The 17,726-nt window shown below is 62.2% G+C and carries 19 protein-coding genes; 5 read left to right on the top strand and 14 right to left on the bottom strand.

Features of this window, described 5'->3' with window-relative positions; translation table 11 throughout:
* Nucleotides 1-10: 10 nt before the first annotated feature.
* The 4 genes from recG to rpoZ all read right to left on the bottom strand — a co-directional run bounded on the left by recG (nt 11) and on the right by rpoZ (nt 5,297).
* Complete coding sequence (gene recG / locus GSQ75_RS03820; protein WP_158753183.1) at nt 11-2,125, bottom strand: ATP-dependent DNA helicase RecG; 2,115 nt, start codon at nt 2,123-2,125, stop codon at nt 11-13.
* Between the two features lie 110 nt (nt 2,126-2,235).
* The gene (locus tag GSQ75_RS03825; RefSeq protein ID WP_158753184.1) at nt 2,236-2,619 is read right to left on the bottom strand and encodes a RidA family protein; all 384 of its coding nucleotides are present in this window, start codon (nt 2,617-2,619) and stop codon (nt 2,236-2,238) included.
* Nucleotides 2,620-2,711: 92 nt separating this feature from the next.
* Nucleotides 2,712-4,880 carry a bifunctional (p)ppGpp synthetase/guanosine-3',5'-bis(diphosphate) 3'-pyrophosphohydrolase gene (locus GSQ75_RS03830; protein WP_158753185.1) on the bottom strand — a complete coding sequence of 723 codons (2,169 nt, stop codon included), beginning with the start codon at nt 4,878-4,880 and terminating at the stop codon, nt 2,712-2,714.
* A gap of 126 nt (nt 4,881-5,006) precedes the next feature.
* A complete protein-coding gene (gene rpoZ, locus GSQ75_RS03835) occupies nt 5,007-5,297 on the bottom strand; it encodes a DNA-directed RNA polymerase subunit omega (RefSeq protein WP_007509529.1) in 291 nt (96 codons plus the stop codon).
* A gap of 198 nt (nt 5,298-5,495) precedes the next feature.
* On the opposite strand from rpoZ, the gene GSQ75_RS03840 reads away from it, so the two are divergent.
* Entirely contained in the window at nt 5,496-6,326 is an 831-nt protein-coding gene (locus tag GSQ75_RS03840; RefSeq protein WP_158753186.1) for a VacJ family lipoprotein, read from the top strand.
* An 83-nt stretch (nt 6,327-6,409) separates the two neighbouring features.
* On the opposite strand, the gene GSQ75_RS03845 is transcribed toward GSQ75_RS03840, so the two are convergent.
* The 9 genes from GSQ75_RS03845 to GSQ75_RS03885 all read right to left on the bottom strand — a co-directional run bounded on the left by GSQ75_RS03845 (nt 6,410) and on the right by GSQ75_RS03885 (nt 13,009).
* Entirely contained in the window at nt 6,410-6,718 is a 309-nt protein-coding gene (locus tag GSQ75_RS03845) for an STAS domain-containing protein (protein WP_158753187.1), read from the bottom strand.
* The gene (locus GSQ75_RS03850; protein ID WP_158753188.1) at nt 6,715-7,407 is read right to left on the bottom strand and encodes an ABC transporter substrate-binding protein; all 693 of its coding nucleotides are present in this window, start codon (nt 7,405-7,407) and stop codon (nt 6,715-6,717) included. The genes GSQ75_RS03845 and GSQ75_RS03850 overlap by 4 nt, the downstream gene beginning before the upstream one ends.
* 25 nt (nt 7,408-7,432) lie before the next feature.
* Nucleotides 7,433-8,332, bottom strand: a complete 900-nt coding sequence (gene mlaD / locus GSQ75_RS03855) for an outer membrane lipid asymmetry maintenance protein MlaD (protein WP_158753189.1) — start codon at nt 8,330-8,332, stop codon at nt 7,433-7,435.
* Nucleotides 8,333-8,369: 37 nt separating this feature from the next.
* Complete coding sequence (gene mlaE / locus GSQ75_RS03860) at nt 8,370-9,146, bottom strand: lipid asymmetry maintenance ABC transporter permease subunit MlaE (RefSeq protein WP_158753190.1); 777 nt, start codon at nt 9,144-9,146, stop codon at nt 8,370-8,372.
* A complete protein-coding gene (locus tag GSQ75_RS03865; protein ID WP_158753191.1) occupies nt 9,143-9,979 on the bottom strand; it encodes an ATP-binding cassette domain-containing protein in 837 nt (278 codons plus the stop codon). Before GSQ75_RS03865 ends, mlaE begins: the two co-directional genes overlap by 4 nt.
* A 78-nt stretch (nt 9,980-10,057) precedes the next feature.
* Nucleotides 10,058-10,690, bottom strand: a complete 633-nt coding sequence (gmk, locus tag GSQ75_RS03870; RefSeq protein WP_158753192.1) for a guanylate kinase — start codon at nt 10,688-10,690, stop codon at nt 10,058-10,060.
* A 600-nt stretch (nt 10,691-11,290) separates the two neighbouring features.
* Entirely contained in the window at nt 11,291-11,659 is a 369-nt protein-coding gene (locus GSQ75_RS03875; protein ID WP_158753193.1) for a hypothetical protein, read from the bottom strand.
* A 155-nt stretch (nt 11,660-11,814) separates the two neighbouring features.
* Entirely contained in the window at nt 11,815-12,426 is a 612-nt protein-coding gene (locus GSQ75_RS03880) for an acyl-homoserine-lactone synthase (protein ID WP_158753194.1), read from the bottom strand.
* 184 nt (nt 12,427-12,610) lie between these two features.
* A complete protein-coding gene (locus GSQ75_RS03885) occupies nt 12,611-13,009 on the bottom strand; it encodes a DUF4902 domain-containing protein (RefSeq protein ID WP_158753195.1) in 399 nt (132 codons plus the stop codon).
* A gap of 103 nt (nt 13,010-13,112) precedes the next feature.
* Between GSQ75_RS03885 and GSQ75_RS03890 the strand changes: the two genes are divergently transcribed.
* Nucleotides 13,113-13,826 carry an autoinducer binding domain-containing protein gene (locus GSQ75_RS03890; protein ID WP_158753196.1) on the top strand — a complete coding sequence of 238 codons (714 nt, stop codon included), beginning with the start codon at nt 13,113-13,115 and terminating at the stop codon, nt 13,824-13,826.
* A 386-nt stretch (nt 13,827-14,212) separates the two neighbouring features.
* Here GSQ75_RS03890 and GSQ75_RS03895 read toward each other — a convergent pair whose 3' ends face one another.
* Nucleotides 14,213-15,073: a YicC/YloC family endoribonuclease gene (locus GSQ75_RS03895; protein ID WP_158753197.1), complete on the bottom strand. Its 861-nt coding sequence runs from the start codon at nt 15,071-15,073 to the stop codon at nt 14,213-14,215.
* Between the two features lie 93 nt (nt 15,074-15,166).
* Here GSQ75_RS03895 and rph point away from each other — a divergent pair, with 93 nt between their 5' ends.
* The 3 genes from rph to hemW are packed head-to-tail and all read left to right on the top strand — an operon-like array spanning nt 15,167 to nt 17,669.
* Nucleotides 15,167-15,898 carry a ribonuclease PH gene (gene rph / locus GSQ75_RS03900; protein ID WP_158753198.1) on the top strand — a complete coding sequence of 244 codons (732 nt, stop codon included), beginning with the start codon at nt 15,167-15,169 and terminating at the stop codon, nt 15,896-15,898.
* Nucleotides 15,899-15,903: 5 nt separating this feature from the next.
* Complete coding sequence (gene rdgB / locus GSQ75_RS03905) at nt 15,904-16,506, top strand: RdgB/HAM1 family non-canonical purine NTP pyrophosphatase (RefSeq protein WP_158753199.1); 603 nt, start codon at nt 15,904-15,906, stop codon at nt 16,504-16,506.
* The gene (gene hemW, locus GSQ75_RS03910; RefSeq protein ID WP_158753200.1) at nt 16,503-17,669 is read left to right on the top strand and encodes a radical SAM family heme chaperone HemW; all 1,167 of its coding nucleotides are present in this window, start codon (nt 16,503-16,505) and stop codon (nt 17,667-17,669) included. Before rdgB ends, hemW begins: the two co-directional genes overlap by 4 nt.
* Nucleotides 17,670-17,726: the final 57 nt, after the last annotated feature.

Genomic DNA, 17,726 nt, shown 5'->3' on the forward strand with positions numbered 1-17,726 from the left:
CCAATGCGCTTCAGGCATGCACATAACGCGCGGCACCGCCGATCCAGCGCTCGATCAATCGCTCGGTCTGCTGCGGCTGCTCTGCCAGCATGCGTTCGCCCACCTGCTGTACGGCCGGCAGCAAATGGGCGTCACGCGCAAGATCAGCGATACGGAAACTGAGCTGACCCGTCTGACGGGTGCCGAGTACTTCGCCGGGGCCACGCAGTTCCAGATCCTTCTCGGCGATGCGAAAGCCATCGTTGGTTTCGCGCATCACCTGCAGCCGCTCTCGCGCCAACTGGCCCAACGGCGGCTGATAGAGGAGCACGCAATTTGACGCGAGCGCACCACGACCGACCCGGCCGCGCAGCTGATGCAACTGAGCCAGCCCCAGCCGCTCGCTGTTCTCGATCACCATCAGGCTGGCTTTGGGCACGTCCACGCCGACCTCGATCACCGTGGTCGCCACCAGCACCGACAGCTCACCGGCCTTGAACGCATCCATCACGAGCTGCTTTTCCTTCGGCTTCATGCGGCCATGGATCAGGCCAACCTTGAAACCGGCCAGCGCAGCCGACAGCTCGGCGTGCGCCACTTCGGCCGCCTGCGCGCGCAGCTGCTCGGATTCCTCGATCAGCGTGCAAACCCAGTACACCTGCCGCCCTTCGCCGCAGGCCACATGGATGCGCTCGATCACCTCGACGCGACGCGCATTGGAGATCGCGATGGTCTGCACCGGTGTGCGGCCGGGCGGCAACTCGTCGATCGAGGACACATCCAGGTCGGCATAGGCGCTCATCGCCAACGTGCGCGGGATCGGTGTGGCCGTTAGTACCAGCTGGTGCGGTCCCAGTTCGCCATCCTTGCCCTTGTCGCGCAACGCGAGACGCTGCTGCACGCCGAAGCGATGCTGCTCATCGACGATCACCAGCCCGAGCTGCGCAAATGCCACGCCCTCCTGCATCAGAGCATGCGTGCCGATCACGACCGATGCACCGGCAGCGACCCGCTCCAGCGCCTGCTTGCGCGCCTTGCCACTGACCTTGCCGGCCAGCCACTCGACCTCAATGCCGAGCGGCTGCAGCCAGTGCCGGAAATTGTGCAGATGCTGTTCGGCCAGCAACTCGGTCGGTGCCATCAACGCCACCTGATAGCCCGACTCCACTGCGGCCAGCGCAGACAGCGCGGCTACCACCGTCTTGCCGCTGCCGACATCGCCCTGCACCAGCCGCAGCATCGGCTTGGACTGCGCCAGATCACGTGCGACTTCCGCGCTGACGCGCTGTTGCGCCGCGGTCAACTCGAACGACAAGCCAGTGAGCAACTGCTGGCGCAAGCTGCCATCGCCGCCCAGTGCCGGCGCATGCCGGCTGCGTACCGCCGCACGCATGCGCTTGAGGCTCAGATGCTGGGTCAGCAGCTCCTCGAACGCCAGCCGTTGTTGCGCCGGATGATGGCCGAGTGTGAGCTGACCCAGATGCGCGTCCGGCGGTGGCCGATGCACATACAGCAACGCATCGCGCAGCGAGGTGAGGCCATGCTCTGCGCATAAGCGGGGCGGGATCAATTCCAGCTGTTCCGCGGGCGGCAGCAGCGCCAGCGCCTTGCTGATCACACCGGCCAGCCGCTTCTGCCCCAGGCCTTCCGTAGTCGGGTAGATCGGGCTGAGCAATTCATCGACGATGACGACGTCATCGCCACTCAGCCGCTGATATTGCGGATGCACCATCTCCAGTCCCTGCGCGCCATGCCGCACTTCGCCAAAACAAAGCAGACGCGTCCCGGGCAGCAACTGCTCGGCCTGCGCGCGATTGAAATGGAAGAAACGCAACAGCAGGGTCTGCTGGCTGGCATCGCCAATCGCCACCTTCAACTGCGGGCGATAACGGAAGCCACGCTCGACCGCCTCGACCACGCCTTCGACCTGCGCCCGCTCGCCGACGTGTAGATCGGCGATGGCGGTAACGCTGGTCTTGTCCTCGTAGCGCAGCGGCAGGTGAAACCATAGATCCTGTACCCGCGCGAGCCCCAGCCGGGCGAGTGCCGCCACCAGCGACGGGCTGATGCCCGGCAATGCGCTGATCGGAGCGATGCCGGGATCGGCGCCAGCTATGGAAACAGAACGGGGGGTGCGGACGGTCATGTCAGGCAAGCCTAACCGAGCGCCACCCGTCGTCGTAAGCCGGACAGCGACGATATCTGTCGGCTCTGGCCGTTGGACGCGATCAGTTCATCCCCGTCAAGGCTGCCTTGTTACGGCAGTACCATGACCGCATCGACCTCGACCTGCGCCGCCTTCGGTAGTCCCGATACCTCGATGGTGGAGCGTGCCGGGTACGGCGGCTGGAAATACTCGGCCATCACTGCGTTGACGGCGGCGAAGTTCGCCAGGTCGGTGACGTAGATGCCGACGCGCACGATCTGCGCCAGCGAACCACCAGCGGCCTGCGCCACGGCGGCGAGGTTGTCGAACACGCGTCGCGTCTGCGCCGTGATGTCGCCATCGACCAGCGCGGCCGTGGCCGGGTCGAGCGGAATCTGGCCGGAGAAGTACACGGTGTTGCCAGCGCGTACGGCTTGCGAATACGGACCGATCGCTGCTGGCGCCAGTTCAGTGGCGATGATGCTGCGGGACATGGGGGCTTCCTCGAGTGGAGAGTGGAGAGGAGTCAGAAACGAGAGTGGGATGTTACCAGCCCTCGTTTCTCACTCCTCTCCACTCACTATCTCTACAACGGATATCGATACGCGCCGCTGACCACGCCGGTACGGCGCACGCGGCGGATTACGTCGGCCAGGTGTTTGCGATTCTTTACTTCCAGTGCGAACAGCAGGGTCGCGGCAGAGGCATCGCGCTCGACGTATTCGACGTTCTCGATATTCGAATTGGCCGCGGCGATCGCAGCGGCCACCGTGGCCAGCACGCCAGGGCGATTGATCACCTCGATGCGCAGCTCGGCCCGGTAATCGCCTTCCACATCGCGATCCCATTCGATCGCCACGCAACGCTCTGGCGACTTGCGCAGCTCGATCACGTTCGGGCATTCCTCGCGATGCACCACGATGCCCTTGCCCGAGGAAAGGTACCCGATGATGTCGTCGCCCGGCAGCGGATGGCAGCAGTTGGCAAAGCTGAGTACGCCACGCTCGGCGCCGGTGATGCGGATCTTCTCGTGCACATGCGGCGATACCTGCGTCTTGCCGCCAATCCGCTTGCTGCGCGACCCCAGCAACTGGCTGGCTACCACGTCGGGCATGCGATTGCCCAGGGCGATGTCGGACAGCAGTTCCTCCAGCCGCTTGAGCTTGGACGCTTCGAGGAAACGATCCAGCACGGCAGCCGGGATACCATCCAGGCTGCTGCCCTGCGCGTCCAGCGCGCGGTCGAGCATGCGATGGCCGAAATCGACCGCATCCTCGTGCTGCAGATGCTTCAGATACTGGCGGATCGCGGTGCGCGCCTTGCCGGTAACCACCACCTCCAGCCATGCCGGATTCGGTACCGCCGACGGTGCAGTGATGATTTCCACCAGCTGGCCCGACTCCAGTCGCGTGCGCAACGGCAACAGCTTCTTGTCGACGCGCGCGGCCACCGCATGATCGCCGACATCGGTGTGCACGGCGTAGGCGAAGTCCAGCGCGGTGGCGTTGCGCGGCAGCGACAGGATGTCTCCGCGCGGGGTGAACAGGTAGACCTCGTCGGGGAACAGGTCGATCTTGACGTTCTCGATGAACTCCGACGACGAAACGGTGTTCGCGGAACTGTCCGCCAGCGAGGACAGCCATTCGCGTGCACGCGCCTGCGCACTGTTGGCCGGTCCGCTTTCGGTCTTGTAGGCCCAGTGTGCGGCGACGCCGCTTTCCGCCACCGAATCCATTTCGGGCGTGCGGATCTGCACTTCGATCGGCGCACCGAACGGCCCCAGCAACACGGTGTGCAGCGACTGGTAGCCGTTCCCCTTGGGGATCGCGATGAAATCCTTGAAACGCTTGTCAACCGGCTTGTACAGCGCATGCACCGCGCCGAGCGCCATGTAGCAGCTCATCGCGTTGTCGACGACCACGCGAAAACCGTAGACGTCCATCAACTGGTTGAAGCTTTTGTGCTCGCCGCGCATCTTCGAATAGATGCTCCACGGCGACTTGATCCGGCCGACCACGTGGTTCTGCAGATGATCGGTATTGAGCCGCGCCGACAGTGCCGCCTCGATCCGGCCCATCGCCTCGCGGCGGTTGCCGATCGCTGCGCGGATGCGCTCGCTGATCACACGGTAGCGATCCGGATACAACGCGCGAAAGCCCAGATCCTGCAGCTCGGCCTTGAACTTGTTCATGCCCAGCCGCTGTGCGATCGGCGCGAAGATCTCCAGCGTCTCGCGCGCGATGCGGCGGCGCGAGGGCGCGTCCTTGGCGCCGAGCGTGCGCATGTTGTGCAGGCGGTCGGCCAGCTTGATCAGGATCACGCGCAGGTCGCGCGCCATCGCCAGCAGCATCTTGCGGAAGCTTTCCGCATCGGCCTCCTGGCGACTGCCGAAACGCATCTTGTCCAGCTTGGTGACGCCATCGACCAGTTCGGCCACCACCTCGCCAAACTCGGCGGCCAGTGACTCGCGGGTCAGCTCGGTGTCTTCCAGGGTGTCGTGCAGAATCGCCGCGATGATCGTCTCGGCGTCCAGCCCCAGCTCGGCCAGAATGCCGGCTACCGCCACCGGATGCGTGATGTATGGTTCGCCGCTCTTGCGCTCCTGACCCTCGTGCGCCAGCGCGCCGATCTGGAACGCGCGCAGAACCCGTTCGACCTGCGCTTCGGGCAGGTAGGCAATGCGTTCTTTCAGTGCCAGCACATACGGCGGCAACGTGGACAGGTCGACGGAGGCGGGGGGCGTGGCCACGGTCATCGTTGCTGGCGCCGGCTCAGGCACCCACCTCGCGACTGGGAAACTGACTGGCGGCCGAACGCGCGTGATCCATCACACCGGGCAAGCCGGTGTGGCGATCACGCGTTCTACAGCCGCCGCCATCCATCAGTCATCGCCACCTTTGGAGAGGTCGTCGTCGACTTCGGCCGCAGCCCATTCCAGCGCTTCGCGCTCGGCCCGCTCGCGCTCAGCCTTGTCGATCTGGTCGATCGTGGCCTGATCGATGCGGCGCGCGGCGATCTCGCGCAGCGCCAGCACGGTCGGCTTGTCATGGTCAGGATTGACGGCCGGTTCGGCACCCTTTTCCAGCTGACGTGCGCGTTTGGTCGCCATCAGCACCAGCTCGAAACGGTTGTCGACTACCTCGAGGCAGTCTTCCACGGTAATGCGTGCCATGCGAAATCCTTAGGGAATAAATAACTTATATGGTCTGACAGTGTAGCCAGCAGGTGCTTGGCTGGCAATCTGAGCGGCGCGTATGATGGTCGGCTGGGCAGGTTCGGGCGCACCGCCAGCGAAAGCGCACCGAAAGCCGTGCAAGATATAAAACCAGACGGTACAATTATCCCGCCCTCGCCGCGATCCCCAGCTCCCATGCCCCCACTGCCGCGCTTCCCCGCCCTGAGCCGCTGCCTGCCCCTGCTCGCCCTTGCGCTGCTGGCTGGTTGCACGATCGCCAAGCCGCGTACCGACGATCCGCTGGAGAAGGTCAACCGCAAGGTCTACGCCTTCAACAATTCGCTGGACAAGGCGATCATTCGCCCGGTGGCGGTGGGCTATCGCAACGTGACCAACGAACCAGTGCGCAGCTCGGTCAGCGACTTCTTCAGCAACCTCCACATGCCGATCACGATCGCCAACGATCTGCTGCAGGCGCGGCCGAAGCAGGCCGCGCAAGGTACCGGTCGCTTCCTGGTCAACCTGACGCTGGGCATTGGTGGCATTTTCGATCCGGCCAGCAAGATGGGCATACCACAGGACAAGACCGACTTCGGCATCACACTGGCCCGCTGGGGGGTTCCGGATGGTGACTTCGTGATGCTTCCGTTCTTCGGGCCGTCCACTTTCCGCGACGTGTGGCAGCTACCGGTCGATGGCTACTTCTTCGATCCACTGGCTTACTTCGAACGCGACCACTCCTTCAGGTACGGCCAGTACTATCTCCCTCAAGTGTTGTACCTGGTGTCGCTGCGCTCCCAGTACATCGATGCCGAGAGTTTCCTGCAATCGGCCTACGATCCCTACGCGTTCATACGCGATGCCTATCGCCAGCAACGGCTTTACCAGCTGTATGACGGCCACGTGCCGGACTCGGTCATCGAGCAGATGCAGGGTCTCGACAACAAGGACTTCGACCCCGATCAATTGCTGGATCAGCAGCATCAGTGGCAAAACGCGCACCCGGATCAAGGCACCAAACAGTAACGGATAGTTTCGGCGACTTTGATGTACGACACGAAGAAGGGGCCCGCAGGCCCCTTCTTTCGTTACTGCCATCGTTATGCGGGTCAGCCGATCAGGCGATCGACTTCACAGACCTGTGCCAGCACTTGCATGCCGGCCGGCATGTGAATGACCTGCACGGCATGTCCGCGCCGGGCGGCCTCGGCCACCACGGCAAGCACGCACGACAGACCCGCACTGTCGCTATACCGCACGCCGGCCAGATCGAGTTGAGCCACCTTGTTTTCGGCCAACGCGGCCTGTATCGCCCGCAACGCCGCCGCCGCCGTATCGAAGCTCAGCACGCCGCTCACGCCGAGCGTTCCCGGCGTATTCGTGGTCAGTTGAACACCATGTTCGGCTGCGTTCGTCACTTCCCGGCCTTGCTGTCCTGTTCCATCGTTTTCAGGGCATTCTCGCCCTGGGTCTCGAGGTTCTTGATCAGCTGATCGATACCGACCTTGCGAATCTCCGCATCCACCTGATTGCGGTAATTGGTGACGTAGGAGATGCCCTCGATGATCACGTCGTAGGCCTTCCAGTCGCCGCTGCGGCTCTTGCGGAACGCGTAGTCGATCGACACCGACTTGCCGTCGTCCATCAGCACCTGGGTGCGTACCACAGTGCGCTTGTCGTTGAGGTCGCCGTTGAACGGCAACACCTTGACGCGGCCGCGGGTGTAGTCGAGCAGGCCCGAGGCGTAACGGTGGGTGATCGAGTTGTAGAACGCCTTGGAGAAACGGTCGCGCTGTTCCGGCGTCGCCTCACGGGCGTGCTGGCCGAGCACCAGGATCGAGGCATAGTCGACGTCGAAATGCGGCAGGAACACCTCATCGATGATGCTGACCAACTTTTCCTGGTTGTGCTGCAACTCCTGACGGTGGCCGTCGATGTCATTGGACAGCTGATCGGCAATCGATTGCACGATCTGTTCGGGAGTCTGCTGGGTGGCGGGGGCCGTCGCCGGGGCAGCGTCCTGAGCGGCGCCTTGAGCGAATGCCGCCGGGGCTACGGCAATGACGCCCATTGCAATGGCGGTGGCAAGAGCCAGTCTGCGCAACATGGGTAACTCCTTCAGCTGAGCCGGCTCAATGCTTGCCGGCGGGGGCGGGGGTATCGGACGATTTGCCGTTGCCGGCATCTTTCTTGTCGCTGGACGGACTGGACGAGCTGGACGAACCGTTGACCAGGAACTTGCCGATCAGGTCTTCCAGCTGCATCGCGGACTGGGTCAGCACCATCTCGTCGCCGTCCTTGAGCGCATCGGGCGAACCGCCGGGCTGGATCGCAACATACTGGGTGCCGATCAAACCGCTGGTGAACACTGCGGCGGACGAATCATCGGGAATCGCGTTATAGCGCTTGTCGATCGCCAGCGTGACCTTGGCATCCAGCTTCACCGGATCGGCGACGATTGCCTGCACACTGCCTATCGGCACGCCGGCCATCTTCACCGGAGCGCCGACCGAGAGTGCACCGACATTGGTGAAATCAGCCTTCACTGAATACGTGCCACCTAGATTGTCGGCCACACCACCTGCGCCAAAGAACTTGCCGATCATCTCTTCCAACTGCTGTGCCGGCTTGGTCAGTGCCAGCGTGCCGCCGTCGGCCACGGTTTTCTTCGACGTGCCGTACAGGATGCCGATGTATTGGTCACCCAGCAGTCCACTGGTGTAGATCGTCGCCACCGAATCGAGCGGGATCTTGTCGTAGTTGTTGTCGATCTTCAGCTTCACGTCGGCCACTTCCTGACCCGGCTCCAGCGTGATCGACTGCACCTGGCCAATCCGCACGCCGGCAACTTTCACCGGTGCACGCTCCTTCAGCTGGCCGATGTTGGCGAAATGCGCATCCACGGTATAGCTGGCGCCCTGGTGCACATTTGCCACCGAACTGGTCTGCGTCGCCAGGTAGGCCAGCGCAGCGAAACCGAGCACGATGAACAGGCCGGTGCCGACGGCATAGGAACTTCTCTGTTGGCTCACGGCAGAATCCTCAACGAAAAACGATTGGTCATGACAGTCACATCAGGAAGGCGGTAAGCACGAAGTCCAATGCCAGGATGGCGATCGACGAGGCGACCACCGTGCGGGTGGTGGCATAGGCGACACCCTCGCTGGTCGGCGGCGTGGTGAAACCCTGGAATACCGCGATCAGCGACACCACCGCACCGAACACCAGGCTCTTGAACAGCACGCCGTTGACGATGTCGGTATGCACGACCACCACCGCGGTCATATTCGACCAGAACGTGCCGTTATCGATGCCGAGCCAGGTCACGCCGACCAGGTGGCCGCCGAAGATCGCCATCGCGCAAAACACACAGCACAGCAACGGCATGGCAAGCAGGCCGGCCAGGAAACGCGGCGTGGCGACGTAGGCAATCGGGTCGACCGCCATCATCTCCATCGCGTCGATCTGGTCGGTGGCGCGCATCAGGCCGATTTCGGCGGTGATCGAGGTGCCGGCGCGCCCGGCGAACAGCAGCGCGGTCACCACCGGCCCCAGCTCGCGATACACCGCGAGCGCCACCACCATGCCGCTGGCCGAGGTGCTGCCAAAAATCGACAGCACGTTGTACAGCTGCAGCATCAGCACCATGCCGATGAACAGGCCGCAGACCATGATGATGGTCAGACTCATCGCGCCGACGAACCACAGCTGGCGGATCGTCTCGCGGATATAACGGAAGCTGCGCGGAATCGCCATCAGCAAGGTGAGCAGGAACAGGCCACAGTTGCCGATCTGGGTCAGCGACTGGATCACCACGTTGTTGCTCTGTGGTGCGCGCACGTTCATTTCGCTGCTCCGGTAAAGCCCAGCGCCTGCGCCAGATCGCCGGCCGGATACTGGAACGGCACCGGGCCATCCGCCTCACCGCCGAAGAATTGCCGCGTCCACGGCGAACCGTCATTCGCGATGGTCATCGGATTGCCCTGCGCCACCACCTTGCCATTGGCGATCAGGAATATATGATCGGCGACCTGCTTGATCGCCTCGAGCTCGTGCGCCACCAACACGCTGGTGATGCCAAGGGTCTGGTTGAGCGTACGGATCAATTTCAACACCTGGTTCAGCGCCACCGGATCGAGCCCCACGAACGGCTCGTCGTACAGGATCAGCATCGGATCGAACACGATCGCCCGCGCTAGCGCCACGCGCCGCGCCATGCCACCGGACAGCTCGTTCGGCATCAGCCGCGCGGCACCGCGCAGGCCCACCGCCTGCAGCTTCAGCAGCACCAGGTCGCGGATCAGCACTTCTGGCAGCTTCGTATGCTGGCGCAGCGGAAACGCCACGTTCTCGAACACGTCGAAATCGGTCAGCAGGGCCGAGTTCTGGAACAGGTAACCGATCCCCTCGCGCAGCTTGTACAGCTGTTCGCGCGACAGGTCGGCCACATTCTGGCCATTGACGCGGATCTCGCCCGCATCGGCACGCATCTGCCCGGTGATGTGCTTGAGCAGGGTGGTCTTGCCGGTGCCGCTGGGACCCATGATCGCGGTGACCTTGCCGCGCGGGATATCCAGATCCAGGGCGTCGAAGATGGTCTTGCCGTTGAGCACCGTGGTCAGCCCACGGATCCGCACCAGGGTGCTGTCATCGGGCGTGGCGCGAACGGGGTCGGTCATGGGCAGCAATAACTCTGGGGAAGCGGACAAGGTAGCCGAAGCGCGCTACGAAGGCCATGCGTGGGGCAGCGTCTCAACTCAGGTTCCAGCAGCCAGCAACTCGGCAATCAAGACCTCATGCCGCTGCCATTGCAAGACACTGCGCAGGCGCACCGCCCGCACAATCGCCTGCAGGTCGTCCAGGGCATCCTCGAACGCATCGTTGACCAGGATGTAGTCGAATTCATGCGCGTGGGCGATCTCGCCGCGCGAATTGCGCAGGCGGCGCTCGATCACCTCGGCGCTGTCCGAACCTCGACCGCGCAGTCGGCGTTCAAGTTCCGCCCGCGACGGCGGCAGGATGAACACGCTGACACAATCGGGCTTGCTGCGGCGGATCTGTTCGGCACCCTGCCAGTCGATCTCCAGCAGCACGTCGCGCCCCTGCGTCAGCAGCGTCTGTACCGTGGAGCGCGAGGTGCCATACAAGTTGCCATGTACTTCGGCATGTTCGAGGAAAATGCCCTCGGCGATTTCGCGCTCGAACTCGCCGCGCTCGACAAAGTAGTAATGCCGCCCGTACAACTCACCCGTGCGCGGCGGCCGTGTCGTGTGCGATACCGACAGCGAAATCGCCGGTTCGCGCTCGAGCAGGGCATTGACCAGGGTGGACTTGCCGGCACCCGAAGGCGCGGCGACCACGAACAATGTGCCTTCAAGCTGGGCATTCATCCGATGGCACCCAAACCCGCAGCGTGGTCGACAAACCGCACCACGTCAAGGTTTCGCCACTGCATTTTATGCACGCAGGCACAGGCATGGTGACAACGAATGGAATAGGCGGGCTTCATCGGGAAAGTATAGCGGGTGACCGCCGTCAGGCCGCCTGGGCGCCATAACGCCGCACGCATATAGTGCATAAAGTGGCGGTGGAAGCCGGTCTCCCGTTGCCTGGCTGCGGCCAAACCCAATGAGAACAGCCGGCTAATCGCTCGCTTCGTCCCTGACTCTCGTAGTCATCGTTCTGCGGGGATTTGGAAAAGCCCGACTCCCTTCAAGCCGCCGCGGTGCTGTGTTGGATGGCAGGTCTTGCATACCTCGCCAGAAGGGTCATGCCGATGGGACAGATCATCACGACGAGTACCGCCATGCCGGTGTCGTCATGGGTCGCACGACCCAAGCCTCGTGCTATTCGTATGGCAGAGCCTAGACTTAGCTGCATGACCACGGGATTGATGTCGCGGCAAACGTTCCATAACCCGTCAGCACCTTCCTTGACCTTGATTACGATACTCACATCGGCAACTCCATGGTTTGATCGGATTCAACACATCAATCGTAGGTCTGTGTCAGCAACACCGGGTCTGCACCGTCGGATCGACCTTCCTTGACGTATGCATCGAAGTACTTCAGCACTTGATCCGATACCGAACCCGACAGGCGCATGACCGTCAATGCATAGGTCGGCGATGCCCCTCTACTCGCGTTGCCGGATCTGTTGCAAGCCAGTCGATCCATGCGGACTTCCGTTTGTGATGCATCGACCGCAGCCGCCGTGTTGTCCGCCGTCGAAACACTGCAAGTCGGCTCGACAATGGCACCTGAGAATGTGATCCGCCCACTTGCTGCCACGGCCGTTGATGGAATGAACGTCGTCGCACACAAGCACATAGCAAGCAGGGTCACCGGGGAGATAGCCATGTCAAACCACGGTCGCACCTCATGCATGTGAAAAGCCGGCTCGCATCATTCGCGCCCGTAAAGATGGATCCCTGCGCAGCCTGCCTCATGACAATTGAGCTCTCATTCGTTCAGAGCCAAGCCCTCCTTTCGTACTACCACCTCCGAACGAAGCTTTAATGTGGCATCCCTTTTGATTCTGTCAGTGGAAGCTGCAAGGCTTGCCTCGTCTGATCGTCCAATTCGATCCACAAGGCCAGGATATGCTCGCCATTAATCAATTGGGGTGGCCCAACACGATGCGCATGCATGCCGATGCTTCTGAGAATCCTTTCCATACCCATGGCCGTGAAGGTGATCAGCCGGGCAGCTCCATGTTCAATCGCCGCCCCGACTACAGCAGCAAACAACGCACAGAAACGCCTCCTGGCCTCGTCACGGGGAGGAGTGGAATCTTCGCCGATAGCCTTTGTGGTAAATCGCGATAACTCCCAGACATCCAATGCATGTGGTGAAGGTGCACCATTCATGAGACCCGGGGAGATTTCATCAAGTAAATACGGCTGAGTCGTCGGCAATAACCGGGCGCAGCCACACACTGAGCCGCGCGCATCCCTGGCAATCACATACAACGTATCCGGCCGGTCAAACCGATCACGCTCCAATCCATTCTCAACCGGCAACTGCCAGCGCAAAGCCTCTACAAATACTTCGTATCTGTAAGCGGCAAGTGCCACCTCGAGGTCAGGTGACAGTTGACTACCCATACCAGCCATCACTGTCAACATTTGCCGTGTCTCCGCTGAATAGGGATAACGGCATTGAAGAATGATTTTTATCGAGCCATAACTGTAGGCTTCTACAGTTGTGGACAGGAGAAACTCCGAGTATGGAATTTATCCGATAACGATTCCGGTAGACGGCTGGCGAACAGCACCGGTAACGTGCGGCCCAGAAAAATAATCGCAGGGCTTAGAGGCCGCAGATAGCCTCACCGGTTTGCCAGCTTTCGCCTGACAACCACGCTCGCAACAGTTCATCGGTCCTATGCATGCCCAAGTCGTAACTGGTCTGCGTTACGAGCATGATATTGCTGTTTATCGCACCTGGTGCGATAAACTTTCGTCCATCAGCAACGCCAAACCAAGCCCATCCGATGCTGACCTGAAGCGCACCGTCGGTCGCCCATTCGCAGTAGCCTGCGCAGCAGGCCGGAACATCCTCTAGGATAAGATCCTGCTGAAGATCTTCATCTTCCCATGCCAGCTTCCGGTGGAAGTTCAGTCTTGAAAATGCATCGAACGTGAGTCGTATATAGCCATCCAACGACCTTTTGGGGGAGACAGCACATGATGATAACAATGAGTTCATGGCGCTTCCCTTTAAAGACCCAGTGACCCCTGAGGCCTACCGTAACCCCGGCCTCGCATGACGACCAACTGTCAGTTTCCACAGATGACACAGGATCATAAAAGTGAAGGCTTGGCGTGAAGATTGCCTGAATCGGCTCACTTCATCAGCAGGATCATCTGCTGAGGTCCTGAGAGAACTCGCCATCATCGTGGGTGATTTGGGCTTCGAATACTGCTCCTATGTTCTGCGCGTACCTTTCCCTTTGTCGCGTCCAAGTGTCACATGGGCCAGCACATACCCCACTCATTGGCTGGATCATTATTTCGCGAATGACTATCTTGAAATTGATCCACTCATTCAGCAGACATCGAAGAATTTGTCTCCTGTGGTCTGGAAGGATGATCTTTTCGAGAGCCAGCCAGCCTTTTGGGAAGAAGCACGCGCACATGGGATACGGCACGGCTGGGCGCTAGCCACTCATGGCAAGCACATGACGACCGGGATGCTTTCCCTGGCACGGTCACATCAGACAGTGACCTCGTCGGAACTGGCGGAGACTGAGATGCAGCTGGTCTGGCTATCGCATGTTATCCATGGGCTGATCGGGACTGCAGAAATACAAAGACTCATACCTGAGCACGACTGCGAGTTGACCGCCCGTGAAAGTGAAGTGCTGCGATGGAGCGCTGCGGGCAAAACGGCAGATGCGATCGGGAGAATCCTGGGCATCTCCGAACGCACTGTGACGTTCCATATCGCAAGCAGCCTGACCAAACTCAACGTGACCAACAAAACGCAGGCCGTTGCGAAAGCCTTGCTGCTGGGAATCCTCTGATCAAGGCGGTGCCACAGTAAATCCCTGGCACGACAGGTCTCTCCATCGTTTGGCAGCGAGTCATTCTTCTGGTCGTGATCTTCACGGTCGGTCGGCACTCGGGGCTAGCCTGCGGCCTTTGAGACAAGTCAACTGGTAAATTCTACAGGTTCACCCGAAGAGCCATCCCGATAGTCTTCTGCCTCAGGTAGCTCTAGCCGAAGGATCCCCCGGCAGCATTGCCAACCCGGAATGCCAAGTGGAACGGATACACAGAGCGACCTCGTGCGTATCATCGAAAGGACTCGCCTTGGCGCCCATCCGGGCGCCATTTTCTTTTCCATCTTCCTGTCGATGCCGCCCGTATCAACCGGGAGCAGGCAGCCAGACGGCCGCCGCCTGTAACATCACTCGATGTTCTGCACCTGCTCGCGCATCTGCTCGATCAGCACCTTCAGCTCGACCGCGGCATTGGTGCTGCGTGCATCGACCGATTTGGAACCCAGGGTGTTCGCCTCGCGGTTGAATTCCTGCATCAGGAAATCCAGCCGGCGACCGACCGGTTCCTTCAGGCCAAGTACGCGCCGCGTTTCGCTGATATGCGTGGTGAGGCGATCCAGTTCCTCGTCCACGTCGGTACGGGTGATCTGCAGCACCAGCTCCTGCTCCAGCCGCCCCGGCTCCACCGGCTGCTTGAGATCGGCCAGACGCCCTTCCAGCCGCGCGCGTAACGCGGCACGGATCTCCGGCATCCAGCCGCGCACGTCGGCGACCACGCGCTCGATGCTGTCCAGCTTGTCGCGCAGGATCTCGCCCAGCTTCTCGCCTTCGCGTTCACGGGTGGCGGTCAGCGCGTCCAGCGCGCGATCGAGTACATCGAACAAGGCTGCCTGTTGCGCCTCCGGATCCATCTCGGCCTGCTGCATCACACCGGGGAAGCGCAGCAACTCGGTGAATTGCACCTGCATGCCGGGAAACCGCGCTACCATGTCCAGGTTCAGTTCCGACAACCGGGCCAGCAGTGTGTTGTTGATCTGCAGCGATTCACTGCGCGCATCGCTGGCCCGGCGCACGGTAATGTCGAGTTTCCCGCGCGACAGCTTTGCGGCGATCCGTTCGCGCAACTGCGACTCGAAACTGCGTAAATCTTCCGGCAGCCGCGGGCTCAGCTCCAGGTAACGGTGGTTGACCGTACGCAGCTCGCAACTAAGCGTGCCGGCGGGACCGGTGGTTTCGGCACTGGCGTAAGCCGTCATGCTGCGGATCATCTGGGCGCCGTCCGGACGTGGGGAAAGAGCGCAATGGTAAACTCTCCCGTCACGCCTTGCCCAATCCGGCCAAGCGAAGTCAGGAAGCACCCCATGAATCCCGTCCCCCGTCCCAGTGGTCGCGCCAGCGACCAGCTGCGCAACGTCAGCATCGAACGCCATTACACCCGCCACGCCGAAGGTTCGGTGCTGGTGAGCTTCGGCGACACCCGCGTGCTATGCACCGCCAGCATCGAGGACCGCGCGCCGGCATGGCTGCGCGGCAAGGGCGAAGGCTGGGTCACCGCCGAATACGGCATGCTGCCGCGCGCCACCAATACCCGCATGCAGCGCGAAGCCGCTCGTGGCGGCCAGGGTGGCCGCACGATGGAAATCCAGCGGCTGATCGGGCGTTCCCTGCGCGCCTGCGTCAACCGCCAGGCATTGGGCGAGCGTGTGATCACGTTGGATTGCGACGTATTGCAGGCCGATGGCGGGACCCGCACCGCGGCGATCACCGGCGCCTATGTGGCCCTGGTCGACGCGGTGAACCTCCTGATGAAGCGCGAAAACCTCAAGCGCAACCCGATCGTCGGTGCAGTCGCCGCCGTATCGGTAGGTATTTACCAGGGCATGCCCGTGCTCGATCTCGACTACGCCGAGGATTCGAATTGCGACACCGACATGAATGTCGTCATGAATGATGGCGGCGGCTTCATCGAGGTGCAGGGCACCGCCGAAGGCCATGCATTCCGCCGCGACGAGATGGATGCCTTGCTGGCGCTGGCCGAGAAAGGCATCGGCGAACTGGTCGTGGCGCAGCGCGCGGCACTGGCGCAGGGCTGAGTCAAATGTCGCGCATCGTGCTGGCCAGCAGCAATCCGGGCAAGCTCAAGGAGTTCGGCGCACTGCTTGCCGAAAGTGGCCTCGAAGTCATACCCCAGGCCAGCCTGGGTATCGAGGACGCCGAGGAAACCGGCCTGACCTTCGTCGAGAATGCCCTGCTCAAGGCACGCCATGCGGCACTCGCCAGCGGCCTGCCTGCGCTGGCGGACGATTCGGGCTTGTGCGTGGACCATCTGCAAGGCGCGCCTGGCCTTTATTCAGCGCGCTACAGCGGTGGCCATGGCGATGCCGCGGCGAACAACGCCAAGCTGCTGCGCGAACTCGATGGCGTGCCGACGGCGCAGCGCGGCGCGTTCTTCATCTGCGTGCTGGTGTTGCTGCGCCATGCCAACGATCCGGCCCCACTGATCGCCGAGGGCCGCTGGCACGGGCAGATCCTCACCGAAGGCCGCGGCACCGGTGGTTTCGGCTACAACCCGGTGTTCCTGCCTGAGGGCTACAGCCAGAGCGTCGCCGAGATGGATGACGCGCTGAAGAACCAACTCAGCCACCGCGGCCAGGCGCTGGCGCTGCTGCACGATCGGCTGCGCGAAATGCACCACGCATGAGCCGGCTCGCGCCACCGCTGTCGCTGTACATCCACATGCCGTGGTGCGTGAAAAAGTGCCCATACTGCGATTTCAATTCGCACGGGCTGCGCAGCGAACCGCCGCCGTATGCCGATTACATCAACCACCTGCTCGCTGACCTGGATGCCGATCGCATTGATTTCGGCGCAGCCCTGGCCAACCGGCCAGTCATCAGCATCTTTTTCGGTGGCGGCACGCCCAGCCTCTTTTCACCCGAACTGATTGACCGCTTGCTTGATGGTGTGCGCGAGCGCCTTCCGCTGGCCGACGCCGCCGAGATCACCCTGGAGACCAATCCGGGCACGGTCGAACACGGTCGCTTCGATGGTTATCTGGCGGCGGGCGTCAACCGCATCTCGTTCGGCGTGCAGAGCTTCGACGACGACAAACTGAAGCGCCTCGGCCGCATTCATTCGGCGAATGAAGCCGAGGCCGCGGTGAAGTCGGCGCAGGATGCCGGCTACGCCAACATCAACCTCGACCTGATGTACGCGCTGCCGCAGCAGACGCTGGACGACGCGTTGGCCGACGTGGATCGCGCAGTCGCGCTGCAACCCACCCATGTCTCGCACTACCAGCTGACGCTCGAACCGAATACGGCGTTCGCCGCCAACCCGCCACCACTGCCGGACGACGATCACGCCTGGGCGATGCAGGAAGCCTGCGAAGAACGCCTCGCCACGGCTGGCTACGGCCAGTACGAAATATCTGCCTATGCGCAACCCGACCGGCGCTGCGCGCACAACCTCAATTACTGGCGTTTCGGCGACTACCTCGGCATCGGCGCTGGCGCACACGGCAAGCTGAGCGACGCCGCCCGTGGCCAGGTGCGCCGGCGCTGGAAAACCCGCCATCCGCGCGCGTACATGGAAGCCGCCGGCGGCACCGCGCGGATCGGCGGCGACAGCGTGGTCAGTGCCGCCGAACTGCCGTTCGAGTACATGCTGAACGCGCTGCGCCTGGTCGAGGGCGTACCGCTCGCCGATTTCTCCGAGCGCACCGGCCTGCCGCCCGAGCGCATCGCCGCAGCACTGGACACGGCGCGCCGGCGCGACTGGCTGCATGACGATCCACAGCAACTGCGCACCACCGCGCTGGGCCAGCGTTTCCTCAATGACGTGATTGCCAGTTTTCTCGATTGACGCGGGGCATCCGCAGCGATGGCATACCCGTGGCAACCGGCATAGACTTGCCTCCAC

This window comes from Dyella sp. S184, from assembly GCF_009766065.1.
Classification (GTDB): Bacteria; Pseudomonadota; Gammaproteobacteria; order Xanthomonadales; family Rhodanobacteraceae; genus Rhodanobacter.

Coding starts and splice junctions, on each gene's coding strand:
- recG (WP_158753183.1), bottom strand. CDS start 2,125: ATGACCGTCCGCACCCCCCGTTCTGTTTCCATAGCTGGCGCCGATCCC.
- GSQ75_RS03825 (WP_158753184.1), bottom strand. CDS start 2,619: ATGTCCCGCAGCATCATCGCCACTGAACTGGCGCCAGCAGCGATCGGT.
- GSQ75_RS03830 (WP_158753185.1), bottom strand. CDS start 4,880: ATGACCGTGGCCACGCCCCCCGCCTCCGTCGACCTGTCCACGTTGCCG.
- rpoZ (WP_007509529.1), bottom strand. CDS start 5,297: ATGGCACGCATTACCGTGGAAGACTGCCTCGAGGTAGTCGACAACCGT.
- GSQ75_RS03840 (WP_158753186.1), top strand. CDS start 5,496: ATGCCCCCACTGCCGCGCTTCCCCGCCCTGAGCCGCTGCCTGCCCCTG.
- GSQ75_RS03850 (WP_158753188.1), bottom strand. CDS start 7,407: ATGTTGCGCAGACTGGCTCTTGCCACCGCCATTGCAATGGGCGTCATT.
- mlaE (WP_158753190.1), bottom strand. CDS start 9,146: ATGAACGTGCGCGCACCACAGAGCAACAACGTGGTGATCCAGTCGCTG.
- GSQ75_RS03865 (WP_158753191.1), bottom strand. CDS start 9,979: ATGACCGACCCCGTTCGCGCCACGCCCGATGACAGCACCCTGGTGCGG.
- gmk (WP_158753192.1), bottom strand. CDS start 10,690: ATGAATGCCCAGCTTGAAGGCACATTGTTCGTGGTCGCCGCGCCTTCG.
- GSQ75_RS03875 (WP_158753193.1), bottom strand. CDS start 11,659: ATGGCTATCTCCCCGGTGACCCTGCTTGCTATGTGCTTGTGTGCGACG.
- GSQ75_RS03880 (WP_158753194.1), bottom strand. CDS start 12,426: ATGTTGACAGTGATGGCTGGTATGGGTAGTCAACTGTCACCTGACCTC.
- GSQ75_RS03885 (WP_158753195.1), bottom strand. CDS start 13,009: ATGAACTCATTGTTATCATCATGTGCTGTCTCCCCCAAAAGGTCGTTG.
- GSQ75_RS03895 (WP_158753197.1), bottom strand. CDS start 15,073: ATGATCCGCAGCATGACGGCTTACGCCAGTGCCGAAACCACCGGTCCC.
- rph (WP_158753198.1), top strand. CDS start 15,167: ATGAATCCCGTCCCCCGTCCCAGTGGTCGCGCCAGCGACCAGCTGCGC.
- rdgB (WP_158753199.1), top strand. CDS start 15,904: ATGTCGCGCATCGTGCTGGCCAGCAGCAATCCGGGCAAGCTCAAGGAG.
- hemW (WP_158753200.1), top strand. CDS start 16,503: ATGAGCCGGCTCGCGCCACCGCTGTCGCTGTACATCCACATGCCGTGG.